The 19605-nt window shown below is 62.3% G+C and carries 20 protein-coding genes; 15 read left to right on the top strand and 5 right to left on the bottom strand.

Features of this window, described 5'->3' with window-relative positions; translation table 11 throughout:
- Window positions 1–11: 11 nt before the first annotated feature.
- Complete coding sequence (gene clpS, locus MAFF_RS03810) at window positions 12–341, top strand: ATP-dependent Clp protease adapter ClpS (protein WP_010909565.1); 330 nt, start codon at window positions 12–14, stop codon at window positions 339–341.
- A gap of 6 nt (window positions 342–347) precedes the next feature.
- Entirely contained in the window at window positions 348–2816 is a 2469-nt protein-coding gene (clpA, locus tag MAFF_RS03805) for an ATP-dependent Clp protease ATP-binding subunit ClpA (protein WP_010909564.1), read from the top strand.
- 167 nt (window positions 2817–2983) lie between these two features.
- Here the strand turns inward: clpA and MAFF_RS03800 are convergent, their stop codons facing one another.
- From MAFF_RS03800 to MAFF_RS03785, 4 genes are all read right to left on the bottom strand, one after another.
- Window positions 2984–3415 carry an HIT family protein gene (locus tag MAFF_RS03800; RefSeq protein ID WP_010909563.1) on the bottom strand — a complete coding sequence of 144 codons (432 nt, stop codon included), beginning with the start codon at window positions 3413–3415 and terminating at the stop codon, window positions 2984–2986.
- 108 nt (window positions 3416–3523) lie between these two features.
- Window positions 3524–4738: a GNAT family N-acetyltransferase gene (locus MAFF_RS03795; RefSeq protein WP_010909562.1), complete on the bottom strand. Its 1215-nt coding sequence runs from the start codon at window positions 4736–4738 to the stop codon at window positions 3524–3526.
- Between the two features lie 55 nt (window positions 4739–4793).
- Window positions 4794–5522 carry a glycerophosphodiester phosphodiesterase gene (locus MAFF_RS03790; RefSeq protein ID WP_010909561.1) on the bottom strand — a complete coding sequence of 243 codons (729 nt, stop codon included), beginning with the start codon at window positions 5520–5522 and terminating at the stop codon, window positions 4794–4796.
- A gap of 13 nt (window positions 5523–5535) precedes the next feature.
- Window positions 5536–6000, bottom strand: a complete 465-nt coding sequence (locus MAFF_RS03785) for a RidA family protein (protein WP_010909560.1) — start codon at window positions 5998–6000, stop codon at window positions 5536–5538.
- Between the two features lie 138 nt (window positions 6001–6138).
- On the opposite strand from MAFF_RS03785, the gene MAFF_RS03780 reads away from it, so the two are divergent.
- The 5 genes from MAFF_RS03780 (at window position 6139) to tsf (ending at window position 9882) form a co-directional block, all read left to right on the top strand.
- Entirely contained in the window at window positions 6139–6969 is an 831-nt protein-coding gene (locus MAFF_RS03780; RefSeq protein WP_010909559.1) for a cell envelope integrity EipB family protein, read from the top strand.
- A gap of 34 nt (window positions 6970–7003) precedes the next feature.
- On the top strand, window positions 7004–7282 hold the full coding sequence (locus MAFF_RS03775; protein ID WP_010909558.1) for a DUF4031 domain-containing protein: 279 nt from the start codon (window positions 7004–7006) through the stop codon (window positions 7280–7282).
- Window positions 7279–7890 (top strand): LysE family translocator, encoded by a 612-nt coding sequence (locus MAFF_RS03770; RefSeq protein ID WP_010909557.1) that lies wholly within the window; start codon window positions 7279–7281, stop codon window positions 7888–7890. Before MAFF_RS03775 ends, MAFF_RS03770 begins: the two co-directional genes overlap by 4 nt.
- Window positions 7891–8068: 178 nt before the next feature.
- Window positions 8069–8851, top strand: coding sequence for a 30S ribosomal protein S2 (gene rpsB / locus MAFF_RS03765; protein WP_010909556.1), 783 nt, complete (start codon window positions 8069–8071; stop codon window positions 8849–8851).
- 110 nt (window positions 8852–8961) lie between these two features.
- Window positions 8962–9882 (top strand): translation elongation factor Ts, encoded by a 921-nt coding sequence (tsf, locus tag MAFF_RS03760; RefSeq protein ID WP_010909555.1) that lies wholly within the window; start codon window positions 8962–8964, stop codon window positions 9880–9882.
- Between the two features lie 13 nt (window positions 9883–9895).
- Here the strand turns inward: tsf and MAFF_RS03755 are convergent, their stop codons facing one another.
- Complete coding sequence (locus tag MAFF_RS03755; RefSeq protein WP_010909554.1) at window positions 9896–10831, bottom strand: LysR family transcriptional regulator; 936 nt, start codon at window positions 10829–10831, stop codon at window positions 9896–9898.
- Window positions 10832–10942: 111 nt separating this feature from the next.
- Here MAFF_RS03755 and MAFF_RS03750 point away from each other — a divergent pair, with 111 nt between their 5' ends.
- From MAFF_RS03750 to bamA, 8 genes are all read left to right on the top strand, one after another.
- On the top strand, window positions 10943–11485 hold the full coding sequence (locus MAFF_RS03750) for a nuclear transport factor 2 family protein (protein ID WP_032930330.1): 543 nt from the start codon (window positions 10943–10945) through the stop codon (window positions 11483–11485).
- A gap of 37 nt (window positions 11486–11522) precedes the next feature.
- Window positions 11523–12632 carry an aldo/keto reductase gene (locus MAFF_RS03745; protein ID WP_010909552.1) on the top strand — a complete coding sequence of 370 codons (1110 nt, stop codon included), beginning with the start codon at window positions 11523–11525 and terminating at the stop codon, window positions 12630–12632.
- A 160-nt stretch (window positions 12633–12792) separates the two neighbouring features.
- Window positions 12793–13515: a UMP kinase gene (gene pyrH, locus MAFF_RS03740; RefSeq protein WP_080512025.1), complete on the top strand. Its 723-nt coding sequence runs from the start codon at window positions 12793–12795 to the stop codon at window positions 13513–13515.
- A 109-nt stretch (window positions 13516–13624) separates the two neighbouring features.
- Window positions 13625–14179: a ribosome recycling factor gene (gene frr / locus MAFF_RS03735; protein ID WP_010909550.1), complete on the top strand. Its 555-nt coding sequence runs from the start codon at window positions 13625–13627 to the stop codon at window positions 14177–14179.
- Between the two features lie 32 nt (window positions 14180–14211).
- The gene (locus MAFF_RS03730) at window positions 14212–14946 is read left to right on the top strand and encodes an isoprenyl transferase (RefSeq protein WP_010909549.1); all 735 of its coding nucleotides are present in this window, start codon (window positions 14212–14214) and stop codon (window positions 14944–14946) included.
- Window positions 14943–15758, top strand: a complete 816-nt coding sequence (locus MAFF_RS03725; protein ID WP_010909548.1) for a phosphatidate cytidylyltransferase — start codon at window positions 14943–14945, stop codon at window positions 15756–15758. Before MAFF_RS03730 ends, MAFF_RS03725 begins: the two co-directional genes overlap by 4 nt.
- A gap of 95 nt (window positions 15759–15853) precedes the next feature.
- The gene (gene rseP, locus MAFF_RS03720) at window positions 15854–16996 is read left to right on the top strand and encodes an RIP metalloprotease RseP (RefSeq protein WP_032930328.1); all 1143 of its coding nucleotides are present in this window, start codon (window positions 15854–15856) and stop codon (window positions 16994–16996) included.
- Between the two features lie 217 nt (window positions 16997–17213).
- On the top strand, window positions 17214–19598 hold the full coding sequence (gene bamA / locus MAFF_RS03715; protein ID WP_010909545.1) for an outer membrane protein assembly factor BamA: 2385 nt from the start codon (window positions 17214–17216) through the stop codon (window positions 19596–19598).
- Window positions 19599–19605: the final 7 nt, after the last annotated feature.

Here is a 19605-nt window from a genome sequence, read left to right as displayed (position 1 = left end):
AAGTGGCGCGGATGCAAAACGGCGGCGGCGACGGCAATGAGGCCGGCCGCGGGACGGCCGTTATCACGCGCACCAAAACCAAGACCAAGAAGCCCAGCCTTTACCGGGTCCTCATCCTCAACGACGACTACACTCCCATGGAGTTCGTGGTTCACGTGCTGGAGCGTTTTTTCCAGAAGGACCGCGAAGCCGCCACACGCATCATGCTTCATGTTCACAATCATGGAGTGGGCGAGTGCGGGGTCTATACATTCGAGGTGGCCGAGACCAAAGTGTCTCAGGTCATGGATTTCGCCCGACAGAATCAGCATCCGCTGCAATGCGTGATGGAGAAGAAGTGAGGTAACATGCCGGCTTTCTCCCAAGGCCTGGAAAAGGCGCTTCACCAGGCGCTGACGCTCGCCAATGAGCGGCACCATGAATACGCAACCCTTGAACATCTGCTGCTCGCGTTGATCGACGACACCGAAGCGGCCGCCGTCATGCGCGCCTGCAACGTCGATCTCGACGAGCTGAAGCACACTGTTCTCACCTATATCGACACCGAGCTCGACAATCTGGTCACCGGCTACGACGAGGATTCCAAGCCGACCGCCGGCTTCCAGCGCGTCATCCAGCGCGCGGTGATCCATGTCCAGTCGTCGGGCCGAGAGGAAGTGTCTGGCGCCAACGTGCTCGTCGCCATCTTCGCCGAGCGCGAGAGCCATGCCGCCTACTTCCTGCAGGAACAGCAGATGACCCGCTACGACGCGGTCAACTACATCTCGCACGGCATCGCCAAGCGCCCCGGCGCATCGGAAACGCGCTCGCCGCGCGGCGCCGATGACGAGCAGGGCGGCCAGAACGGCGCCGAGCCGCAAGAGGAAGGCGGCAAGAAAAAGCAGCAGCAGGACGCGCTGACGGCTTATTGCGTCAACCTCAACAACAAGGCCAAGGCCGGCAAGATCGATCCGCTGATCGGTCGCGAGTCGGAAATCAACCGCACCATCCAGGTGCTGTGCCGCCGCTCCAAGAACAACCCGCTCTATGTCGGCGATCCCGGCGTCGGCAAGACGGCGATCGCCGAAGGTCTTGCCAAGCGCATCGTCGAGGGCGACGTTCCCGAAGTGCTGCACAATGCCACCATCTTCGCGCTCGACATGGGCACGCTGCTGGCCGGCACGCGCTACCGCGGCGATTTCGAGGAACGGCTGAAGCAGGTCGTCAAGGAACTCGAGGACTATCCGGGTGCGGTGCTGTTCATCGACGAGATCCACACGGTGATCGGCGCAGGGGCCACCTCAGGCGGCGCCATGGACGCGTCGAACCTGTTGAAGCCGGCTCTGTCGTCGGGTGCTATCCGCTGCATCGGCTCGACCACCTACAAGGAGTTCCGCCAGTTCTTCGAGAAGGACCGCGCTCTGGTGCGGCGCTTCCAGAAGATCGACGTCAACGAACCGACCATCGAGGACGCCATCGAGATCATGAAGGGCCTGAAGCCCTATTTCGAGGAGTTCCACAAGGTCCGCTACACCTCGGAAGCCATCAAGGCCTCGGTCGAACTGTCGGCGCGCTACATCAACGACCGCAAGCTGCCGGACAAGGCGATCGACGTGATCGACGAGACCGGCGCCTCGCAGATGCTGGTGCCGGAAGCCAAGCGCAAGAAGACCATCGGCATCAAGGAGATCGAAGCAACGATCGCCACCATGGCGCGTATCCCGCCGAAGACGGTTTCGGCCGATGACGAGAAGGTGCTGCAAGGCCTCGATATCGAGCTGAAGCGCGTCGTCTATGGTCAGGATACCGCCATCACGGCACTGACCTCGGCGATCAAGCTGGCCCGTGCCGGCCTGCGCGAACCGGAAAAGCCGATCGGCTCGTACCTGTTCTCGGGTCCGACCGGCGTCGGCAAGACGGAAGTCGCCAAGCAGCTCGCCGCCTCGCTCGGCGTCGAGCTGATCCGCTTCGACATGTCGGAATATATGGAACGCCACACCGTTTCGCGGCTGATCGGCGCGCCTCCCGGCTATGTCGGTTTCGACCAGGGTGGCTTGCTCACGGACGGCGTCGACCAGCATCCGCACTGCGTGCTGCTGCTCGACGAGGTCGAGAAGGCGCATCCGGACCTGTTTAACATCCTGTTGCAGGTCATGGACCACGGCAAGCTGACCGACCACAACGGCAAGCAGATCGACTTCCGCAATGTCATCCTGATCATGACCACCAATGCGGGCGCATCCGATGCGCAGCGCGCGGCGATCGGTTTCGGGTCGACCAAGCGCGAAGGCGACGATGTCGAGGCGATCAACCGGCTGTTCACGCCGGAATTCCGCAACCGTCTCGATGCGATCATCCCGTTCGGTTCGCTGCCGGTGCCGGTCATCCATCAGGTGGTGCAGAAGTTCGTCATGCAGCTCGAGGCGCAGCTCTCCGAGCGTGGCGTTACCTTCGACCTGTCGCCGGATGCGATCGCCTGGCTGGCCGACAAGGGTTATGACGAGCGCATGGGCGCTCGGCCGCTCGGCCGTGTGATCCAGGAGCACATCAAAAAGCCGCTGGCTGACGAGGTGCTGTTCGGCAAGCTCAAGAAGGGCGGCACGGTGCGTGTCACCGTCGAGAAGAAGGAAACCGGCGAGACCGGCCTGAAGCTCGAATCGCTGGCCGACGAGGCGCCGGTGAAGCCGAAGAAGGAAGAGCCGGAAGACGCGCCGAAGCCGCCCAAGGCCGTGGCCAAGAAGCCTGCCGCCAAGAAGGTCGTGGCGCAGAAGCCGGAGCCCAAGGGCAAGGATGGCGGCAAGCGCAGCCTGGTCCCGCAACTGCCGCGCAAGGGCTGATCGGCACGCACTCGAAGAAGCCCCGGAAACGGGGCTTTTTCATTTGGGCGACAGGGTGGCTATGGCCGGTCGGTCCTCAGCCCTGAACAGGGCGCGCAAGCGATCCGCCAGCGGCTGATGCGAGATGGCGCTCAGCCGGGCGATCGCACCGCTGGCCGGTTGTGAGGTTAGCTCCCCAGCGCCGCGCGTATTTTCTCGGCGTGCTCAACCAGCACTTCGGGTTTTTCCATCGTGCCCGTGTGCGGCTTCAACGGAATGCCGTCGAAGCGCGGGATGACATGGACGTGCAGGTGATAGACGGTCTGCCCCGAGGCTGGCTCGTTGAACTGCAGGATGGTGACGCCGTCGGCATTGAGCGCCTTCTTGACCGCCTGCGCCACTTTCTGGACGACGTTGAAAAGTGGGCCGAAGGTCGACGGGTTGGCGTCGAGCAGATTGCGCGACGGGGCTTTTGGCACAACCAGCGTATGGCCGGGTCCTTGCGGCATCACATCCATGAAGGCGACGACGGCGTCGTCTTCGTAGACGCGGTGCGAGGGAATTTCTCCACGCAGGATCTTTGCGAAGATGTTGTCGGTCTCATAGGCGGTTTCAGCCATAGCGAACGCTCCGGATTTTTGCCTCGCGTCCCGTGTAGCGAAGCTCTTCCGGAGCGGCAAGACGATGGGACGGGCGATCAGGCGAGATCGGCCATGCCAGAAGGCCTGCTACTCCTCGAGATCCTTGCGAAACGGGGTGTGTTCTTCGAGATATTCGCCCATCCGCTCTACTTCGCGCCGCTCGCGCTGGAGATAGTCGGCCACCGCATTGCGCAGGCCGGGATGCGAAATGTAGTGCGCGGAATGCATCGTCACGGGCCGGTAACCGCGCGCCAGCTTGTGCTCTCCTTGCGCGCCCGCCTCGACCACCTTCAGCTTGCGCTCGATGGCGAAGTCGATGGCCTGGTGGTAGCAGACCTCGAAATGTAGGAAGGGGTGATCCTCGATACAGCCCCAGTTGCGGCCGTAGAGCGCGTCCGAGCCGATGAAATTGATGGCGCCGGCCACGTAGCGCCCATTGCGCCTGGCCATCACCAACAGGATATCGTCGGCCATGCGCTCGCCGATCAGCGAGAAGAACTGGCGGTTCAGGTAGGGGCGGCCCCATTTGCGGCTGCCGGTGTCCATGTAGAAGGCGAAGAAATCATCCCAGGCCTTTTCGGTCAGGTCCTTGCCGGTCAGCCAGTCGATGGTGATGCCATCGGCAAGCGCTTCGCGCCGTTCCTTCTTCATCGCCTTGCGCTTGCGCGAGGCAAGCGTGGCGAGGAAGTCGTCATAGGTCGAAAAACCTTCGTTGAAGAAATGGAACTGCTGGTCGGTGCGATGCAGGAAACCGGCGGCCTCGAGCGTCGCGACGTCACTTTCCTGCGCGAAGGTGACATGCGCCGAGGACACGCCGAGCTTGTCGGTCACCATTTTGAGGCCGGCGGCAAGCCCGGCCTTAACCGCATCCGGATCCTCGCCTCTGTTGACCAGCAGGCGAGGGCCGGTGACCGGCGTGAACGGCACGGCGCATTGCAGTTTCGGATAATAGCGGCCGCCGGCGCGTTCGAAGGCGTCAGACCAGCCGTGGTCGAACACATATTCGCCCTGGCTGTGCGATTTGAGATAGCAGGGAACGGCGCCTAGCAGCCTGCCTTGCGCGGTCTCCAGCCGCACATGATGTCCCTGCCAGCCGGTGCGCCGCACGGCGCAGCCGGAATCCTCAAGCGCACTTAAAAAGGCAAATGAAACGAGCGGGTTATAGCCATTTTCCGCATCGCTGCGCGTGGTACCGGCAAAGCCGTTCCACTCATCGCAGGTGAACGCGCCGATGCCTGCGGCGATACGGATCGAATAGTCCGCATTTGCAGTTTGCCCGTCGCCATCGTCGCCCTGATCCATGAGGCTTATTTAAGCTCCATCCAGGCCGCTACAAGTCACGTTTCAGACACTCCGCTCAAGCGACTTTGACCAGTTCGGGTTCGAACCCTTCGAACGTCATCTGGTCGGCATATTTGAAGGTCAGGTCGATCGCGGGCTGATCATGCACCGTCCAGGTGATGACAGGCATTTTGAGCTTTTCACGCACGAAGCTGACGAACGGGTTTGGCAAGTCGCCCGCAGCGTAGGAGGTGAAGGATAGCTCGTGCGCCAGCATGGAAAAATGCGCCTCGATCAGCTTGAGGTCCTTGCCGTAGGCGGTCAGGCCAGCGGGAATGCCGGGTGCATGTTTCGGGAATTCGCGGATAAGCCAATGATCGAACGACATGATAGCCGCCTTGCCCTTGTAGCGCTTGAGCATGTTGCCGACGCGGGCGACCAGGCCTTCATCGCGGCCGGGAATGCCTTTCAGTTCGACGACCATGGGCACGCGGCCGTCGACGAGGTCGAGCGCTTCCTGCAGCGTCGGCACGCGGTCGGATGTGCCGCCAACCTTGAGCGCGGTCAGTTCGGCCGCGCTGCGCTGCCAGACGAAACCGTCCTGTCCGGTCAGTCTTTTCAGGTCGTCATCATGGATGATGATGGGAACGCCGTCGGACGACAGATGCACGTCGCATTCGATGGCGTAGTCCCGTTCGGCCGCGGCAGTGAAGGCGGAAAGCGTGTTTTCCCAGCGCGTCTTGTTCATGTCGTGGAAGCCGCGATGGGCAACGGGCCGGGCAGTCAGCCAGGATAGGTCGGTCATGTCAGGCCTTCGTTCATTCGACTTCGAAGATGGCTTCGATTTCCACCGCGGCATTAAGCGGCAGAGAGGTGGTGCCGACGGCGGAGCGAGCGTGTTTGCCGCGCTCGCCAAGGGCGGCGACCAGGAAATCGGAGGCACCATTGGCAACCAGATGCTGCTCGACAAAGTCGGGGGCGGAGGCAACGAAGACAGTGATCTTGACCAGCCGGCTGATTTTCTCCAGGTCGCCGAGCGCAGCCCTGGCTTGCGCCAGAATATTGATCGCGCAGTATTTCGCCGCCTCTTTGCCGCTTGCCGTGTCGACGTCGCGGCCGAGCAGACCGCTCGCCTGCAGCTTGCCGTCCTTGAGCGGCAATTGCCCGGCGGTGAACAGCAGATTGCCCGACCTGCAGTAGGGAACGTAGTTGGCGGCAGGTGCGGCCGCGACAGGAAGCGTCACGCCGAGATCGCTTAGCCGCTTTTCGATTGTTTCACTCATTGCTTTTCCCTATTGCTGGAAGGCGCCGCGCTGGCGGGGCCGAAATTGCTATTTTTGCCTCGCTTCCGCCACGACTTTTTTTAAGCTGGACCATCTTTCCCTGCGGCCTGCCATCAGCCGCGACGATCGGAGTACCTCATGCGCGCAGCGCGCCTTGCATTCCATGCCGTTCTGTTGTCGGCGGTGTTCCCGATAGTCCCCGCCTTCGCAGTACCGGCGCTGCAGGCGCATCGCGCCGTGTATGACCTCACCCTCAAGAAGGCGGACGATCGCTCCGGCATAACAGGCATATCCGGCCGCATGGTCTACGAATTCAATGGCTCGGCCTGCGAAGGCTATACAGTGAAATTCCGCTTCGTTACCCAGATCGTTACCGCCGAGGGCACGAAGCTGACGGACCAGCAGACGACGACTTTCGAGGACGCCGAAGGCAAGACCTTTTCCTTCGTGACCAAATCCTTTGTCGACCAGAACCTCGACAAGGAGGTCAAGGGCATCGCCACGAAAGACGCCAAGGGCCTCAAGGTCGATATCGACAAGCCCGAGAAGAACAGCCTGGAACTCGCCGCGACCCAGTTTCCGACCCAGCATCTGGTCGAACTGATCGGCAAGGCCGAGAAAGGCGAGAATTTCTACCAGACGAACCTGTTCGACGGCTCGGAGGACGCCAACAAGGTGATGACGACCACCGTCGTCGTCGGCAAGAAGACCGAAGCCGACAAGGTCGATCCGGAGGCTCCGGCGCTGGCCAAACTCGCCACCGACAAGTACTGGCCGGTCGACATCGCCTATTTTGACGACAAGGCCCAGAACGGAGAGGAAGTGCCGGAATACCGGATCAGCTTCAAGCTGCACGAGAACGGCATCACCCGCGATCTCACCATGGACTATGGCGACTTCTCGATGACAGGCAAGCTGGTCAACCTGTCGCTGTTCGACCAGACGAAGCCTTGTCCGGCATCGAAATAGCAGGGTTGCAATTGAGCTGGCCGCGGCGGGCTTGATGGCAGTCTACGTCGATGCGGCGATCTGGAGATGGGCCGGCCATCGCTGGTGCCACCTGATGGCCGACGACACCGACGAGCTGCATCGTTTCGCCGCCGCGCTGGGCGTCAAACGTTCGTCCTACCAGGGACCGCCCAAGACATCCGCTCCGCATTATGACATAACCGGTTTCGAGCGCGACCGCGCGGTGCGGCTCGGCGCCATCGAATGCAGCCGCGAGGAAATCGTCGCGATCTTCCGGCGCGTGCGGGTGCCCAATGGAAAGGCCAAGCGATGACACCAACGGCATTTCTGGCTTATTGCGCCGCCGTCACACTCGCCGCCGCCACGCCGGGGCCTGCGATGTTCACGGTCATCACCAATGGTGTGTCGCGCGGTTTCCTTCGCGCCTTCATGGCCGGTGTCGGGGTTGCCGCCGGCGATGCCGTGCTGGTCACTCTGGCGCTGCTCGGCCTTGTGGCGCTGGCGCAAACATTCGAATGGATATTTCTCCTGCTGAAATATGCAGGCGCCGCCTATCTGATCTTTCTCGGCATCAGGATGTGGCGCGCCTCGGCCACGCAATCGAATGAGCCGCGGACGGGTGAGGCGAGATTGTCCCGGTCCTTCTTCCTCGGCGCGTCCATTGCGCTGGGCAACCCCAAGGCGATCCTGTTCCACGCCTCGATCATGCCGCTGATCCTCAACCTCGACACGCTGACATTCGTCGATGGCCTGCTGGTGGTGGCCACCGTCATCAGCGTCAATATCCTGACCATGGGGGTCTACGCAGCCCTTGCGGGCCGGGCTTCGGGCTGGTTCAGGACGCCGAAGCGCATGCGGCTGATGAACCGGTTTGCCGGCAGCGCCATGATCGGCACCGGAGCGCTGATTGCCGCACGCTGAGCGGTAAAACACCGCCCCGCTTGCGTTTGTCGCGCTTCCCCTCTATATGCGCGCTCATTCCACACACGGACTTTGGTGTCTGCCCGGGAGAAATCCGGCTGAAACCTCCGGTGGCGTTCGAGGACTGAAGTCCAAAAATGCCTGTGTCCGTGGAGGCTAACCGGAAAGGAAAATGAGAATGGCTCTGCCTGATTTCAGCATGCGCCAGCTTTTGGAAGCTGGCATTCACTTCGGCCACCAGACCCACCGCTGGAACCCGAAGATGGCGCCCTACATCTATGGCGCCCGCAACAACATCCACATCATCGACCTCTCGCAGACGGTGCCCTTGCTGCACCAGGCGCTGAAGCAGGTTTCCGACACCGTCGCCAAGGGCGGGCGCGTGCTGTTCGTCGGCACCAAGCGCCAGGCGTCCGACATCGTCGCCGATGCGGCGCAGCGTTCGGCCCAGTACTACGTCAATTCGCGTTGGCTCGGCGGCATGCTGACCAATTGGAAGACGATCTCGAATTCGATCCAGCGCCTGCGCAAGCTCGACGAGATGCTGGCCGGCGAGGCCCAGGGCCTGACCAAGAAGGAGCGCCTGAATCTCGACCGCGAGCGCGAGAAGCTCGACAAGGCGCTCGGCGGCATCAAGGACATGGGCTCGACGCCTGACCTGATGTTCGTGATCGACACCAACAAGGAAGCGATCGCCATCCTGGAGGCCAAGCGCCTCGGCATTCCGGTGGTCGCCATCATCGATTCGAACTGCGATCCGGACAAGATCGACTTCCCGATCCCCGGCAATGACGACGCGGCCCGCGCCATCCAACTCTATTGCGACCTGATCGCCAAGGCTGCGATCGACGGCATCGCCCGTCAGCAGGGCGCGCTCGGCGTCGATATCGGCGCTTCGGTCGAAGCCCCGGTCGAGCCGGCGCTCGATCCGGCTCCGTCGACCGAGGCCCCGCAGGCGTAAAACGGCGAGGGCCGGTTCCGGCCTTCATCTTTCTAATATTTTGGCACGCTAAACGGACGCATCATCGAGTACCGGTGGTGCGTCGGTGCATTTAAAACAAAGAGGCGACAATGAGCATTTCGGCTGCACAGGTCAAAGAACTCCGCGACTTGACCGGCGCGGGCATGATGGACTGCAAGGCGGCGTTGAACGAGACGAACGGCAACATGGAAGAGGCCGTCGACTGGCTGCGCAAGAAGGGCATCTCCAAGGCTGACAAGAAGGCCGGCCGTACCGCGGCCGAAGGCCTGATCGGCGTCGATGCCGGCGTGCGCGAAGCTGCCGTCGTCGAGGTCAATTCCGAGACCGACTTCGTTGCCCGCAACGCCGCGTTCCAGGAGATCGTCGCCAACGTTGCCAAGGTTGCTCTCGCCTATGGCACGACGGAAGCCGTGGCTGCCGCGAAGTATCCGGGTTCGGACAAGTCGGTGACCGACACCATCAAGGATGCTGTTGGCACCATCGGCGAGAATCTGGGCTTCCGCCGCTCCGCCAAGCTGACGGTTCCGCATGGCGCGGTTGCGACCTATGTCCACAACGCGGTTGCCGACGGCCTTGGCAAGCTCGGCGTGCTGGTTGCGATCGAAACCACAGGCAATGAACATGCCGCCAACGCCTTTGGCCGTCAGGTCGCCATGCATGTCGCCGCCACCAACCCGATGGCGCTGACGGCGGAGCAGATCGATCCGGCAGCGGTCGAGCGCGAGAAGGCGATCTTCTCCGATCAGGCGCGCCAGTCCGGCAAGCCGGAAGCGATCATCGAAAAGATGGTCGAGGGCCGGATGCGCAAGTTCTACGAGGAAGTCGTGCTCCTGAAGCAGGCCTTCGTGCTCAATCCCGACATCACCGTCGAGAAGGCGCTGAAGGATGCCGAGAAGGAAATCGGCGCGCCGGCCAAGATCACCGCCTATCTGCGCTTCGCGCTCGGCGAAGGCATCGAGAAGGAAGAGACCGATTTCGCGGCGGAAGTCGCTGCGGCGGTCAAGAAGTAAACTTCCTACCGCTTTATTCCGAAAGCGTTTTTCGGCCGGATGTCCGCAGGGATGTCCGGCCGATTTCTTGTGCGGTGTCGATAAAGGCCCGCAGTTTCGGCGCCATCGCCGCCCGGCGCGGGAAGTAGAGGAAAAGGCCAGGTTCCTCGATTGCCGATTGCGGCAGAACCTGCACCAGGCGGCCGGCCGCAAGATCGGCGCGCGCCAGCGGCTCGAACATATAGGCAAGGCCCACTCCGGCAAGCGCCAGGTCGATCGCGGCAAGCGAATCCGTGACGATGGCCGTACCGCCGGTCTCCATGATGACATCCTTGCCGTCTTCGGCCAGGTCCCAGCGATAGAGGGCACCGGAGCGGATGAGCCGGTAGCCGATGCAATTGTGGTTGGCGAGATCGGCCACGCTGCGCGGACGGCCGTGGCGTCCGATATAGGCAGGAGAGGCGACGATGATGGTTCTGAACGGAGGCGTGAGCCGCACGGCCACCATGTCCTGCGCGATCATCTCGCCCAGCCGGATGCCAGCGTCAAAACCTTCGCCGACGATGTCGACCAGTCCCTGATCGGCGAAAATCTCCACCGTAACGTCCGGATAGCGCTCGGCCATCGCCGCGACCACAGGCGTCACCGCCAATGGAATCGCGATGGTGGAGGCGTTGATCCTGAGCAGGCCGGACGGCCTGCCCTTGACGCTGCGGATTTGATCGATCCGCTCGCCGATATCCTGAAGGGCAGGGGCCGCGGTCTCCACCAGCGCCTTGCCGGCCTCGGTCAGCGAAACACTGCGCGTCGTACGCGCGAACAAAGGCTGGCCTATGCGCTCCTCGACCAGCCGCACGGCATGGCTGACCGCTGACGGGCTCATGCCGAGTTCAGCTGCCGCAAGCGCGAAGCCGCCGCGCCGGGCAACGGCTACAATGACAGGCAGATGCGTGAGGAGATCGCGATCCATTCATGAACGATATCGCATGGTCTTTGCAGACAATGCAATCTTATCGATGCCGAGACAGTGGTCCACATTGTCCCCAACAGCGATTGGCTGATGGCACCAAGGAGAAGAGACATGAATGCGTTGAAGCACGTAACGTTCGCGGCAGGCATGGCACTGGCGCCGATCGATGCCGGCGGGGCCGAACCAGCTGGCTGGCAGGCGCTCGCGGACGAACGCGCCGTCATCCGGATTGCCGATGCCATCGACCGTGCCGTCGACGCGCAGGACTGGACACTGGCGCGCAGCTATTTCGCGGATCGGGTCACCGCCGATTTCAGCAGCTTGTCCGGGCAGCCGGCGGCCAACATCGCCTCGGACGACCTGATCGGCGCCTGGGCCGGCAATCTCAAGGGCAGCAAGACAAGCCTGCACCTGCGCACCAATCACCAGGTCGTGCTTGAGGCGGATACGGCGACGGTCCGCTCGAACGGCTATGCCTGGAACCGGATGGAAGGCAATGGCGACCCGCTTTGGGAAGTCTGGGGCACCTATGAGCATCACCTGACGCGCTCCGCCGCCGGCTGGAAGGTCGACGGCTTCGCGTTCCATATGACGCATGAGCGCGGCAACCCCTGGGTCAAGGCAACGCCCGGCAATGACACGGCGGGCCAGTGACGCCACGGCATTCACCAGCAAGCATTGGAAGACGATCATGACCATGACCTATTACACGCTCGGCAACAGTGGCCTCAGGGTCAGCCGGCTGGCGCTGGGCACGATGACCTTCGGTAAGGAATGGGGCTGGGGAGCCGACAGGGACACCGCCCGCGCGATGTTCGACGCCTACGTCGAGGCAGGCGGCAATTTCTTCGACACGGCGGACCTCTACACCGGCGGCACGGCCGAAGCCTGGCTTGGCGAGTTCATCGCCGAGCGCGGTTTGCGCGACACCGCGGTGATCGCCAGCAAGTTCACCATGAACATGCAGCCGGGCAATCCGAATGCTGGCGGCAACGGCCGCAAGAACATCTTGCGCGCGGTCGATGCTTCGCTGAAACGGCTGGGCACCGACTATATCGATCTCTATCTCATGCATGTGTGGGACAGGCTGACGCCGGCCGAAGAGGTCATGCGCACGCTTGATGACCTGGTGCGGATGGGCAAGGTGCGCCATGTCGGCCTGTCCGATGTGCCGGCCTGGTATGCGGGACGGGCACAGGCGATCGCCGAGCTGCGCGGGTATGAGCCGGTTTCGGCCCTGCAGCTCGAATATTCCCTGGCCGAGCGCGCGATCGAGAACGAGTTCGTGCCTTTCGGCACGCGCCATGGCGCCGGCATCATGGTCTGGAGCCCGCTGGCCAGCGGGCTGCTCAGCGGCAAGTATCGCCCGGCTCAGGCCGGAAACGCCGGCCGGCTCGACGGTTTCCGCAATTCGACGCATCCGGGATTCCAGAAATTCACGGAGCGCAACTGGGCCATTGTGGCCGAACTCGAAAAGGTCGCATCCGAGCTCGGCCGCGGCATGCCACAGGTCGCGATCAACTGGGTGGCGACGCAGCCGGGGATTGCCACCGTCATCCTTGGTGCGACCACGCTTGCCCAGATACAGGACAATCTTGGCGCGCTGGACTTCGAGATTCCGGCAACGCTTCGCGATCGGCTGGATTCGGTCAGCAGAACGCCGGCGCCGTTCCCCTATTCCTATTTCGGGCCGCAGATACAGGCGCGCGTCACAGGCGGTGCAGCAACCGGTGACAAGCCCTCCGGCTATGCGTCGCCGGTGCTTGTCGAGGGCGAGCCGGCCAGCGTGTCGACCGACTGATCGATCCGGCAGGCTGCCACCAATTTGCCGGTCGGGCGCCGCGTGACATCGCGGCGCCCTTCGTGTATCGGAACTCGGCATCGCGCCAATGTTCGGGGTGCGGCGCCTGCGCGAGGGCGGCCGGCCCAGGCGTAACCACATGCAAAATGACGAGGACCAGATGACGGTGAAGCCCCTCTACCGACGTGTCTTGCTGAAAGCGTCGGGCGAAGCGTTGATGGGCGAACAACATTTCGGCATCGACGTTTCGGTCGTGGATCGCATCGCCGCCGACATCGCCGAGGCCCGCGGGCTGGGCATCGAGGTCGGCGTCGTCATCGGTGGCGGCAATATCTTTCGCGGCGTGGCCGTCGCCTCCAAGGGTGGAGACCGCGTCACCGGCGACCACATGGGCATGCTTGCCACGGTCATCAACTCGCTGGCGCTGCGCACCTCGCTGCACAAGATCGGCGTCGATGCCGTGGTGCTGTCCGCGATCGCCATGCCAGAACTCTGCGAGAGTTTTTCGCAACGCCAGGCAGACGCTTACATGAACCAGGGCAGGGTGGTGATCTTTGCCGGCGGCACCGGCAACCCGTTCTTCACCACTGATTCGGCAGCGGCACTGCGCGCGGCCGAAATCGGTGCCGATGCGCTGTTCAAGGGCACGCAGGTCGATGGCGTCTATTCGGCCGATCCGAAAAAGGATCCGAATGCGACGCGTTTCGAGCGCATCAGCCATGCCGAAGTCATAAATCGAGGCCTTTCCATCATGGATACGGCTGCGATTGCACTTGCGCGCGAAAACAACATTCCGATAATCGTCTATTCGATCCACGAAAAAGGTGGTTTCGGCGATATTCTGAGGGGCGGCGGCCGCTGTACGGTCGTTGCGGACGATTGATCCGGGGCCTGATCCCTAGAACGGGAAAACCGGCTTTTCGAAAATCAGGCTCGAACGGGGCCTTGCCCCGAGGCAGTGAACCCGCGGCAGACGGGTCGAGGAGACTAAGATGAGTGGTGAGTACGACGATCTCAAGCGGCGCATGGATGGGGCAATCGCCGCGTTCAAGCATGACCTGGCTTCGCTGCGGACCGGCCGCGCCTCCAGCAATCTGCTCGACGCCATCCAGGTGCAGGCCTATGGCACCACCATGCCGATCAACCAGGTTGCCAACGTTACGGTACCGGAGCCGCGCATGATCTCGGTGTCGATCTGGGACAAGTCGATGGTCGGCGCGGTCGACCGCGCCATCCGAGAATCCAACCTGGGCTTCAACCCGATCGTCGACGGTACCAATCTGAGGATTCCGCTGCCGGAGCTCAACGAGCAGCGCCGCAAGGAACTGGTCAAGATCTCGCACGGCTATGCAGAGAACGCTCGTGTCGCCGCGCGCCATGTGCGCCGCGACGGCATGGACTTCCTGAAGAAGGCCGAGAAGGACGGCGTGATCAGCGAGGACGATCAGCGCAAGCGTTCGGACCAGGTCCAGAAGCTTACCGACGAAACGATCAGCACCATCGATCATCTGCTTTCCGACAAGGAAGCTGAAATCATGCAGGTTTAGGGTTGGCGGCCGGCTGACCCGAAAGCGAGATCATGACAACGCCCGCGCATGTCGCGATCATCATGGATGGGAATGGACGCTGGGCCAAGGCGCGCGGCATGCCGAGGCTTGCCGGTCATCGCGCCGGCGTCGAGGCATTGCGCAAGACGGTGCGCGCGGCGCCCGATCTCGGCATCTCGTTCCTGACCGTCTATGCGTTCTCGTCGGAGAACTGGTCGCGGCCGAAGGCCGAGGTCAGCGACCTGATGGGGCTGTTGAAGCTGTTCATCCGCCGTGATCTCGCCGAACTGCACCAGAGCGGCGTGCGGGTCAGGATCATCGGCGACAGGGCAGGGCTGCAGGCCGACATCCGAGGGTTGCTCGAAGAGGCCGAATCGCTGACCGCCCGTAACGAGTCCCTGACGCTGGTGATCGCCTTCAACTATGGCGGGCGCGACGAAATCGTCCGCACTGCACGCAAGCTTGCCTCGGCCGCCGCGCGCGGCGAAATCGACGCCGAATCGATCACCGCCGATAGCTTTGCCGGTGGTCTCGACACGCAAGGCATTCCCGATCCGGAACTGGTCATACGCACCAGCGGCGAGCTTCGCCTGTCCAACTTCCTGTTGTGGCAGGCCGCCTATAGCGAGCTCGTCTTCCTGCCTTGCTATTGGCCCGACTTCAGCCGCGAGCACCTTGCCGAGGCGTTGCGCGAATTTGCCGGCCGCGAGCGCCGTTTCGGAGGATTGGGCCAGCAAGACGTCGCTTCGCGACCGGCAGCGGGATGAGCAACCTTCAGCTCCGCGTCATTTCAGCGGTCGTGCTTGCCGTCATCGCCCTTGGCCTGACCTGGCTTGGCGGCCTGCCTTTCCGGCTGCTGTGCGCAGCCATGTCGGCGATGATCTTTTACGAGTGGACACGCATGTCGCGGCCAGCCGCGGCCAATGGGCTGAGTTTCCTGCCGGAGGCGCTGGTCGTCGTGTTCATCGGCGCCTTGATTGCCGGGCTCGCCGCATCCTGGCTGCTGCTGCTTGTCGTGGTTCTGATCGCCGTCACGGCGATTGCCGCCCTGGTTCGCAAGGCCGGGCAATGGGAGGTAAGCGGTCTTGCCTATGCCAGTGTGTCCGGCCTGTCGCTTGCCCTGCTGCGTGATGGCGACCATTCGGGCCTCGTCGCCATCCTGTTCCTGTTCGCCGTCGTCTGGGCGACCGACATTTTTGCCTATTTCGTCGGGCGCGCCGTCGGCGGTCCCAAACTGGCGCCGTCGATTTCGCCCGGCAAAACGCGCAGCGGCGCGCTCGGTGGCGCTTTCGGTGGCGTTGTCGCCGGGGTCATGCTGGCAGCAGGCGCCGGTGCCGGCAATCTGGCCTTGCTCGGCCTTGTGGCGCTTGCGCTTTCGATTGTGGCCCAGGCCGGTGACCTGTTCGAATCCTGGGTCAAACGGCGGCATGGCCGCAAGGATTCGGGCGTGCTCATTCCGGGCCATGGCGGCGTCATGGATCGTGTCGACGGGCTTGTCGCGGCGGCTCTTGCCCTATACGTCATTGGCTGGATTTCGGCGGGCGCCGATCATCCGGCGCAGGGGCTGTTTCCGATTTGAACGGTGTCGTTTCACGATCTGGTGCGGGCGTGCCTTGGATTCGCCTGGATTGATGTCACAGTCACGGCGACAGCGGAAGAATTTGAGGACATGAGTTGAACGGGATTCTTCACGCGATTTTCAGCACGGAAGGCTTGTTTCTCGGCACGCTCGTGCCGTTTCTGTTCGTGCTGACCGTGGTGGTGTTCGTCCACGAGATGGGCCACTACCTCGTCGGCCGGTGGTGCGGCATCGGGGTCAGGGCCTTCTCGATCGGCTTCGGTCCCGAACTCATCGGCTTCAATGACCGGCATGGCACGCGCTGGAAGCTTTGCGCCATACCGCTTGGCGGCTATGTCAAATTTGTCGGCGACATGAACGCCACCTCCAGCCAGCCCACGTCGGAAGAGCTGGAGACGCTGACCGACGAGGAGCGCAAGGTCGCCTTCCACACACAGGCCATCTGGAAGCGTGCGGCGACGGTGGTGGCCGGGCCTCTGTTCAATTTCCTGCTGACGATCGTCGTCTTTTCCGTGCTGTTTGCCTCCTATGGGCGCTATGTCGCAGAGCCCATGGTGGCTGAAGTCACGGCAGACAGTCCGGCGGCAAAGGCCGGCATCCAGCCTGGCGATCGATTCGTCAGTGTCGACGGCAGCAAGGTCGAAACCTTTGGCGATGTGCAGCGGCTGGTGTCGGGCCGCGCCGGCGATACCATCACCTTTGTCATGCTGCGCGACGGCAAGGAAGTCACGGTGACCGCGACGCCGCAGTTGATGGAGCAGCAAGACGCGCTCGGCAACAAGGTCAAGGTCGCCGTGATCGGCGTCGTCAACAACAAGGAACTCGGTCAGCCTCGTCTCATCACCTACACGCCGGTCGGGGCGGTTGCGGCGGCAGTTGAGGAAACAGGCCACGTCATCCAGCGCACCGGCCAGTTCTTGCAGCGTTTCGCCGTCGGGCGCGAGGACAAGTGTCAGTTGGGCGGTCCCGTCAAGATCGCGGACATGGCCGGCAAGGCGGCGAAACTCGGTTTCGAATGGCTGGTGCAGCTCGTCGCGCTGCTCTCCGTCGGCATAGGTTTTCTAAACCTTTTGCCGATTCCCCCCCTCGACGGCGGCCATCTGTTGTTCTACGGGGTGGAGGCCGTCATTCGCCGGCCGGTGTCGGAACGGATGATGGAAATGGCCTATCGGGCCGGTCTGCTTCTGGTCTTGTGCTTCATGGGTTTCGTGTTCTGGAACGATCTGTTTGGATGCTGAAATCATGAAGAAATTTGGCTTTGGCATGGTCGATGTTGAGACGCCGTTTACCATGCACGGGGATATGAGTGACGCGAAAGCCACGCACCAGGGTTAAGTAAATACAAATTAACCAGAAGCCTTGCGTGTAGGGAAAATCCGGTTAATACGGTAGGGGAAATTACCGCACGTCCGGTTTTCTCGCCGTGGGGACTACGAGAAAAGGTTATTAAGCCCGATGAAGGCAGCATCCAAGTTTCTGAGCGCCGCGTCAGCGGCGGCACTGTCCGCCGCTCTGGTCGTGCCAGGTGCGCTCGCAGTACAATTCGTTGCCACATCGGCGGCTGAAGCCGCTGTCGTCAGCAGGGTGGAGGTGAGCGGCAACCAGCGTGTCGACGCCGATACCATCCGCAATTACATCACCATCAAGCCGGGCAAAGCCTTCTCCAGTTCCGATGTCGACGCGGCCGTCAAGGCGTTGTTCGGCACCGGCCTGTTCTCCGACGTCCAGATCAATCAGGTCGGCTCGACGCTGGTGGTCAAGGTCGCCGAATACAAGGTCGTCAACCAGGTGCTGTTCCAGGGCAACAAGAAGCTCAAGGACAATGCGCTCGCGGCGGCGGTTCAGTTGAAGCCGCGTGGCACGTTTTCGCAGGCGACGCTCGATTCCGATGTCGAGGCGGTCAAGGCTGCCTACAGGCGCATCGGCCGCGATGATGCCGGCGTGACCACGCAGGTCATGGAGCTCGGCGACAACCGCGTGAACGTGGTGTTCCACATCACCGAAGGCGACCGTACGCAGATCGCAGCGATCAATTTTGTCGGCAACAGCGCCTATTCGAGCCGCCGTCTGTCGGATGTGATCAACACCAAGCGTTCGTCCTGGGTGTCGTTCATCCTGCGCGATGACGTCTATGACGAGGACAAGCTGCGGGCCGACCAAGAGCTGCTGCGCCGCTTCTACTACAATCACGGCTATGCCGATTTCCAGGTCGTGTCGGCCGTTGGCGAGCTCGACAACGCGACGAACAAATACACGGTCACCATCACTGTCCAGGAAGGCGAGCGCTATAATTTCGGCGATATCAGCGTCGAAAGCACGATCCCGGAAGTCGACTCCAAGTCGCTGGAATCGGTGGTTGAGACCCACAAGGGCGACGTCTACAACGCCAAGGATGTCGAGGACTCCATCATCGCGCTCACCGAGAAGGTGGCTGGTTCAGGCTATGCCTTCGCGCAGGTGACGCCGCGCGGCGATCGCAATTTCGAGAACCATACGATTTCGGTGGTCTATACGGTCGACCAGGGCACCAAGGCCTATATCGAGCGCATCGAGATCCGCGGCAATGACCGCACGCGTGACTATGTCATCCGCCGCGAGTTCGACGTCAGCGAAGGCGATGCGTTCAACCAGGTGCTCATCCAGCGCGCGAAGAAGCGTCTGGAAGACCTGAATTATTTTGACAAAGTTGAAATCTCGACAGTGCCCGGCTCGCAGCCCGATCAGGTCGTGCTGGTGGTCGACGTGGTCGAGAAGTCGACCGGTGAATTCTCCGTTGGCGCCGGCTATTCGACCGGCGGTGACTCGGCAGGCCCATCCGTCGAAGGCTCGATCACCGAGCGCAACTTCCTCGGTCGCGGCCAGTTCATCAAGCTGTCGGCGGGCGGCGGCAAGAATTCACGCGACTACTCCGTATCGTTCACCGAGCCGTATTTCCTCGGACGGCGCATCGCCGCCGGCTTCGACATCTACAAGTCGACGCGGGAATACAACAACAACTATGACAGCGACACCGTCGGTGCGACGGTGCGCTTCGGCCTGCCGATCACCAACAGCATCACGACCCAGTTGGCGTATAATATCTCTCAGGAGAAGTATAAGGTCGACAACAGTTGCGGCCCTACCGACCCTCCGAATCCTCCCGGCGGCACCTGCAACATTTCGCAGGCCATCTTGGATGGCATCGCGGAAAGCCCCTGGATCAAGTCTTCGGTCAGCCTGGGATTGGTCTACAACACCATCGACGACATGAAGAACCCGCATGAGGGTATCTATGCCAACACGACCGTCGAGGTCGCGGGCGTCGGCGGCGATGCCAAGTTCGTGAAGATCACCGGACGCGGCAGCATCTACCAGACGCTGTCCGAGCAGCTTGACCTTGTCGGGCTCATTTCGGGCGGCGCAGGCCATGTCGAGGGTTACGGCAACGACGGCGACCTGCGCATCTTCGATCACTTCCAGAGCACCGATCGCATGATCCGCGGGTTTGCCTATGGTGGCATCGGCCCGGTTGCTTCCGGCACCAGTGGCGACCATCTGGGCGGCACAACATATTTCAACGCTTCGGCCGAAGCCCAGTTCCCGCTGCCGGTCATTCCCGAGAGCTTCGGTCTGCGTGGCGCGGTGTTCGCCGACGCGGCGACGCTTTACGGCAACAAGATTGCTGATCAGACCCTGGTCGATCAGGACTCGACCGGCATGAAGCTGCGCGCTTCGGTCGGTGTCGGCCTAATGTGGGCATCGCCGTTCGGTCCGATCCGTATCGACTATGCGATCCCGGTCAGGAAGGAAGCGAGCGACGACGTGCAGGAATTCAACTTCGGCATATCGACCCGCTTCTGATCGGCGG

This window comes from Mesorhizobium japonicum MAFF 303099, from assembly GCF_000009625.1.
Lineage (GTDB): Bacteria > Pseudomonadota > Alphaproteobacteria > Rhizobiales > Rhizobiaceae > Mesorhizobium > Mesorhizobium japonicum.
This window is presented reverse-complemented; position numbering and strand designations above follow the sequence as displayed.

What these genes read in the sequence shown, in the direction of transcription:
- clpS (WP_010909565.1), top strand. Translation starts at nt 12, where the DNA reads ATGCAAAACGGCGGCGGCGACGGCAATGAGGCCGGCCGCGGGACGGCC.
- clpA (WP_010909564.1), top strand. Translation starts at nt 348, where the DNA reads ATGCCGGCTTTCTCCCAAGGCCTGGAAAAGGCGCTTCACCAGGCGCTG.
- MAFF_RS03800 (WP_010909563.1), bottom strand. Translation starts at nt 3,415, where the DNA reads ATGGCTGAAACCGCCTATGAGACCGACAACATCTTCGCAAAGATCCTG.
- MAFF_RS03795 (WP_010909562.1), bottom strand. Translation starts at nt 4,738, where the DNA reads ATGGATCAGGGCGACGATGGCGACGGGCAAACTGCAAATGCGGACTAT.
- MAFF_RS03790 (WP_010909561.1), bottom strand. Translation starts at nt 5,522, where the DNA reads ATGACCGACCTATCCTGGCTGACTGCCCGGCCCGTTGCCCATCGCGGC.
- MAFF_RS03785 (WP_010909560.1), bottom strand. Translation starts at nt 6,000, where the DNA reads ATGAGTGAAACAATCGAAAAGCGGCTAAGCGATCTCGGCGTGACGCTT.
- MAFF_RS03780 (WP_010909559.1), top strand. Translation starts at nt 6,139, where the DNA reads ATGCGCGCAGCGCGCCTTGCATTCCATGCCGTTCTGTTGTCGGCGGTG.
- MAFF_RS03775 (WP_010909558.1), top strand. Translation starts at nt 7,004, where the DNA reads ATGGCAGTCTACGTCGATGCGGCGATCTGGAGATGGGCCGGCCATCGC.
- MAFF_RS03770 (WP_010909557.1), top strand. Translation starts at nt 7,279, where the DNA reads ATGACACCAACGGCATTTCTGGCTTATTGCGCCGCCGTCACACTCGCC.
- rpsB (WP_010909556.1), top strand. Translation starts at nt 8,069, where the DNA reads ATGGCTCTGCCTGATTTCAGCATGCGCCAGCTTTTGGAAGCTGGCATT.
- tsf (WP_010909555.1), top strand. Translation starts at nt 8,962, where the DNA reads ATGAGCATTTCGGCTGCACAGGTCAAAGAACTCCGCGACTTGACCGGC.
- MAFF_RS03755 (WP_010909554.1), bottom strand. Translation starts at nt 10,831, where the DNA reads ATGGATCGCGATCTCCTCACGCATCTGCCTGTCATTGTAGCCGTTGCC.
- MAFF_RS03750 (WP_032930330.1), top strand. Translation starts at nt 10,943, where the DNA reads ATGAATGCGTTGAAGCACGTAACGTTCGCGGCAGGCATGGCACTGGCG.
- MAFF_RS03745 (WP_010909552.1), top strand. Translation starts at nt 11,523, where the DNA reads ATGACCATGACCTATTACACGCTCGGCAACAGTGGCCTCAGGGTCAGC.
- pyrH (WP_080512025.1), top strand. Translation starts at nt 12,793, where the DNA reads ATGACGGTGAAGCCCCTCTACCGACGTGTCTTGCTGAAAGCGTCGGGC.
- frr (WP_010909550.1), top strand. Translation starts at nt 13,625, where the DNA reads ATGAGTGGTGAGTACGACGATCTCAAGCGGCGCATGGATGGGGCAATC.
- MAFF_RS03730 (WP_010909549.1), top strand. Translation starts at nt 14,212, where the DNA reads ATGACAACGCCCGCGCATGTCGCGATCATCATGGATGGGAATGGACGC.
- MAFF_RS03725 (WP_010909548.1), top strand. Translation starts at nt 14,943, where the DNA reads ATGAGCAACCTTCAGCTCCGCGTCATTTCAGCGGTCGTGCTTGCCGTC.
- bamA (WP_010909545.1), top strand. Translation starts at nt 17,214, where the DNA reads ATGAAGGCAGCATCCAAGTTTCTGAGCGCCGCGTCAGCGGCGGCACTG.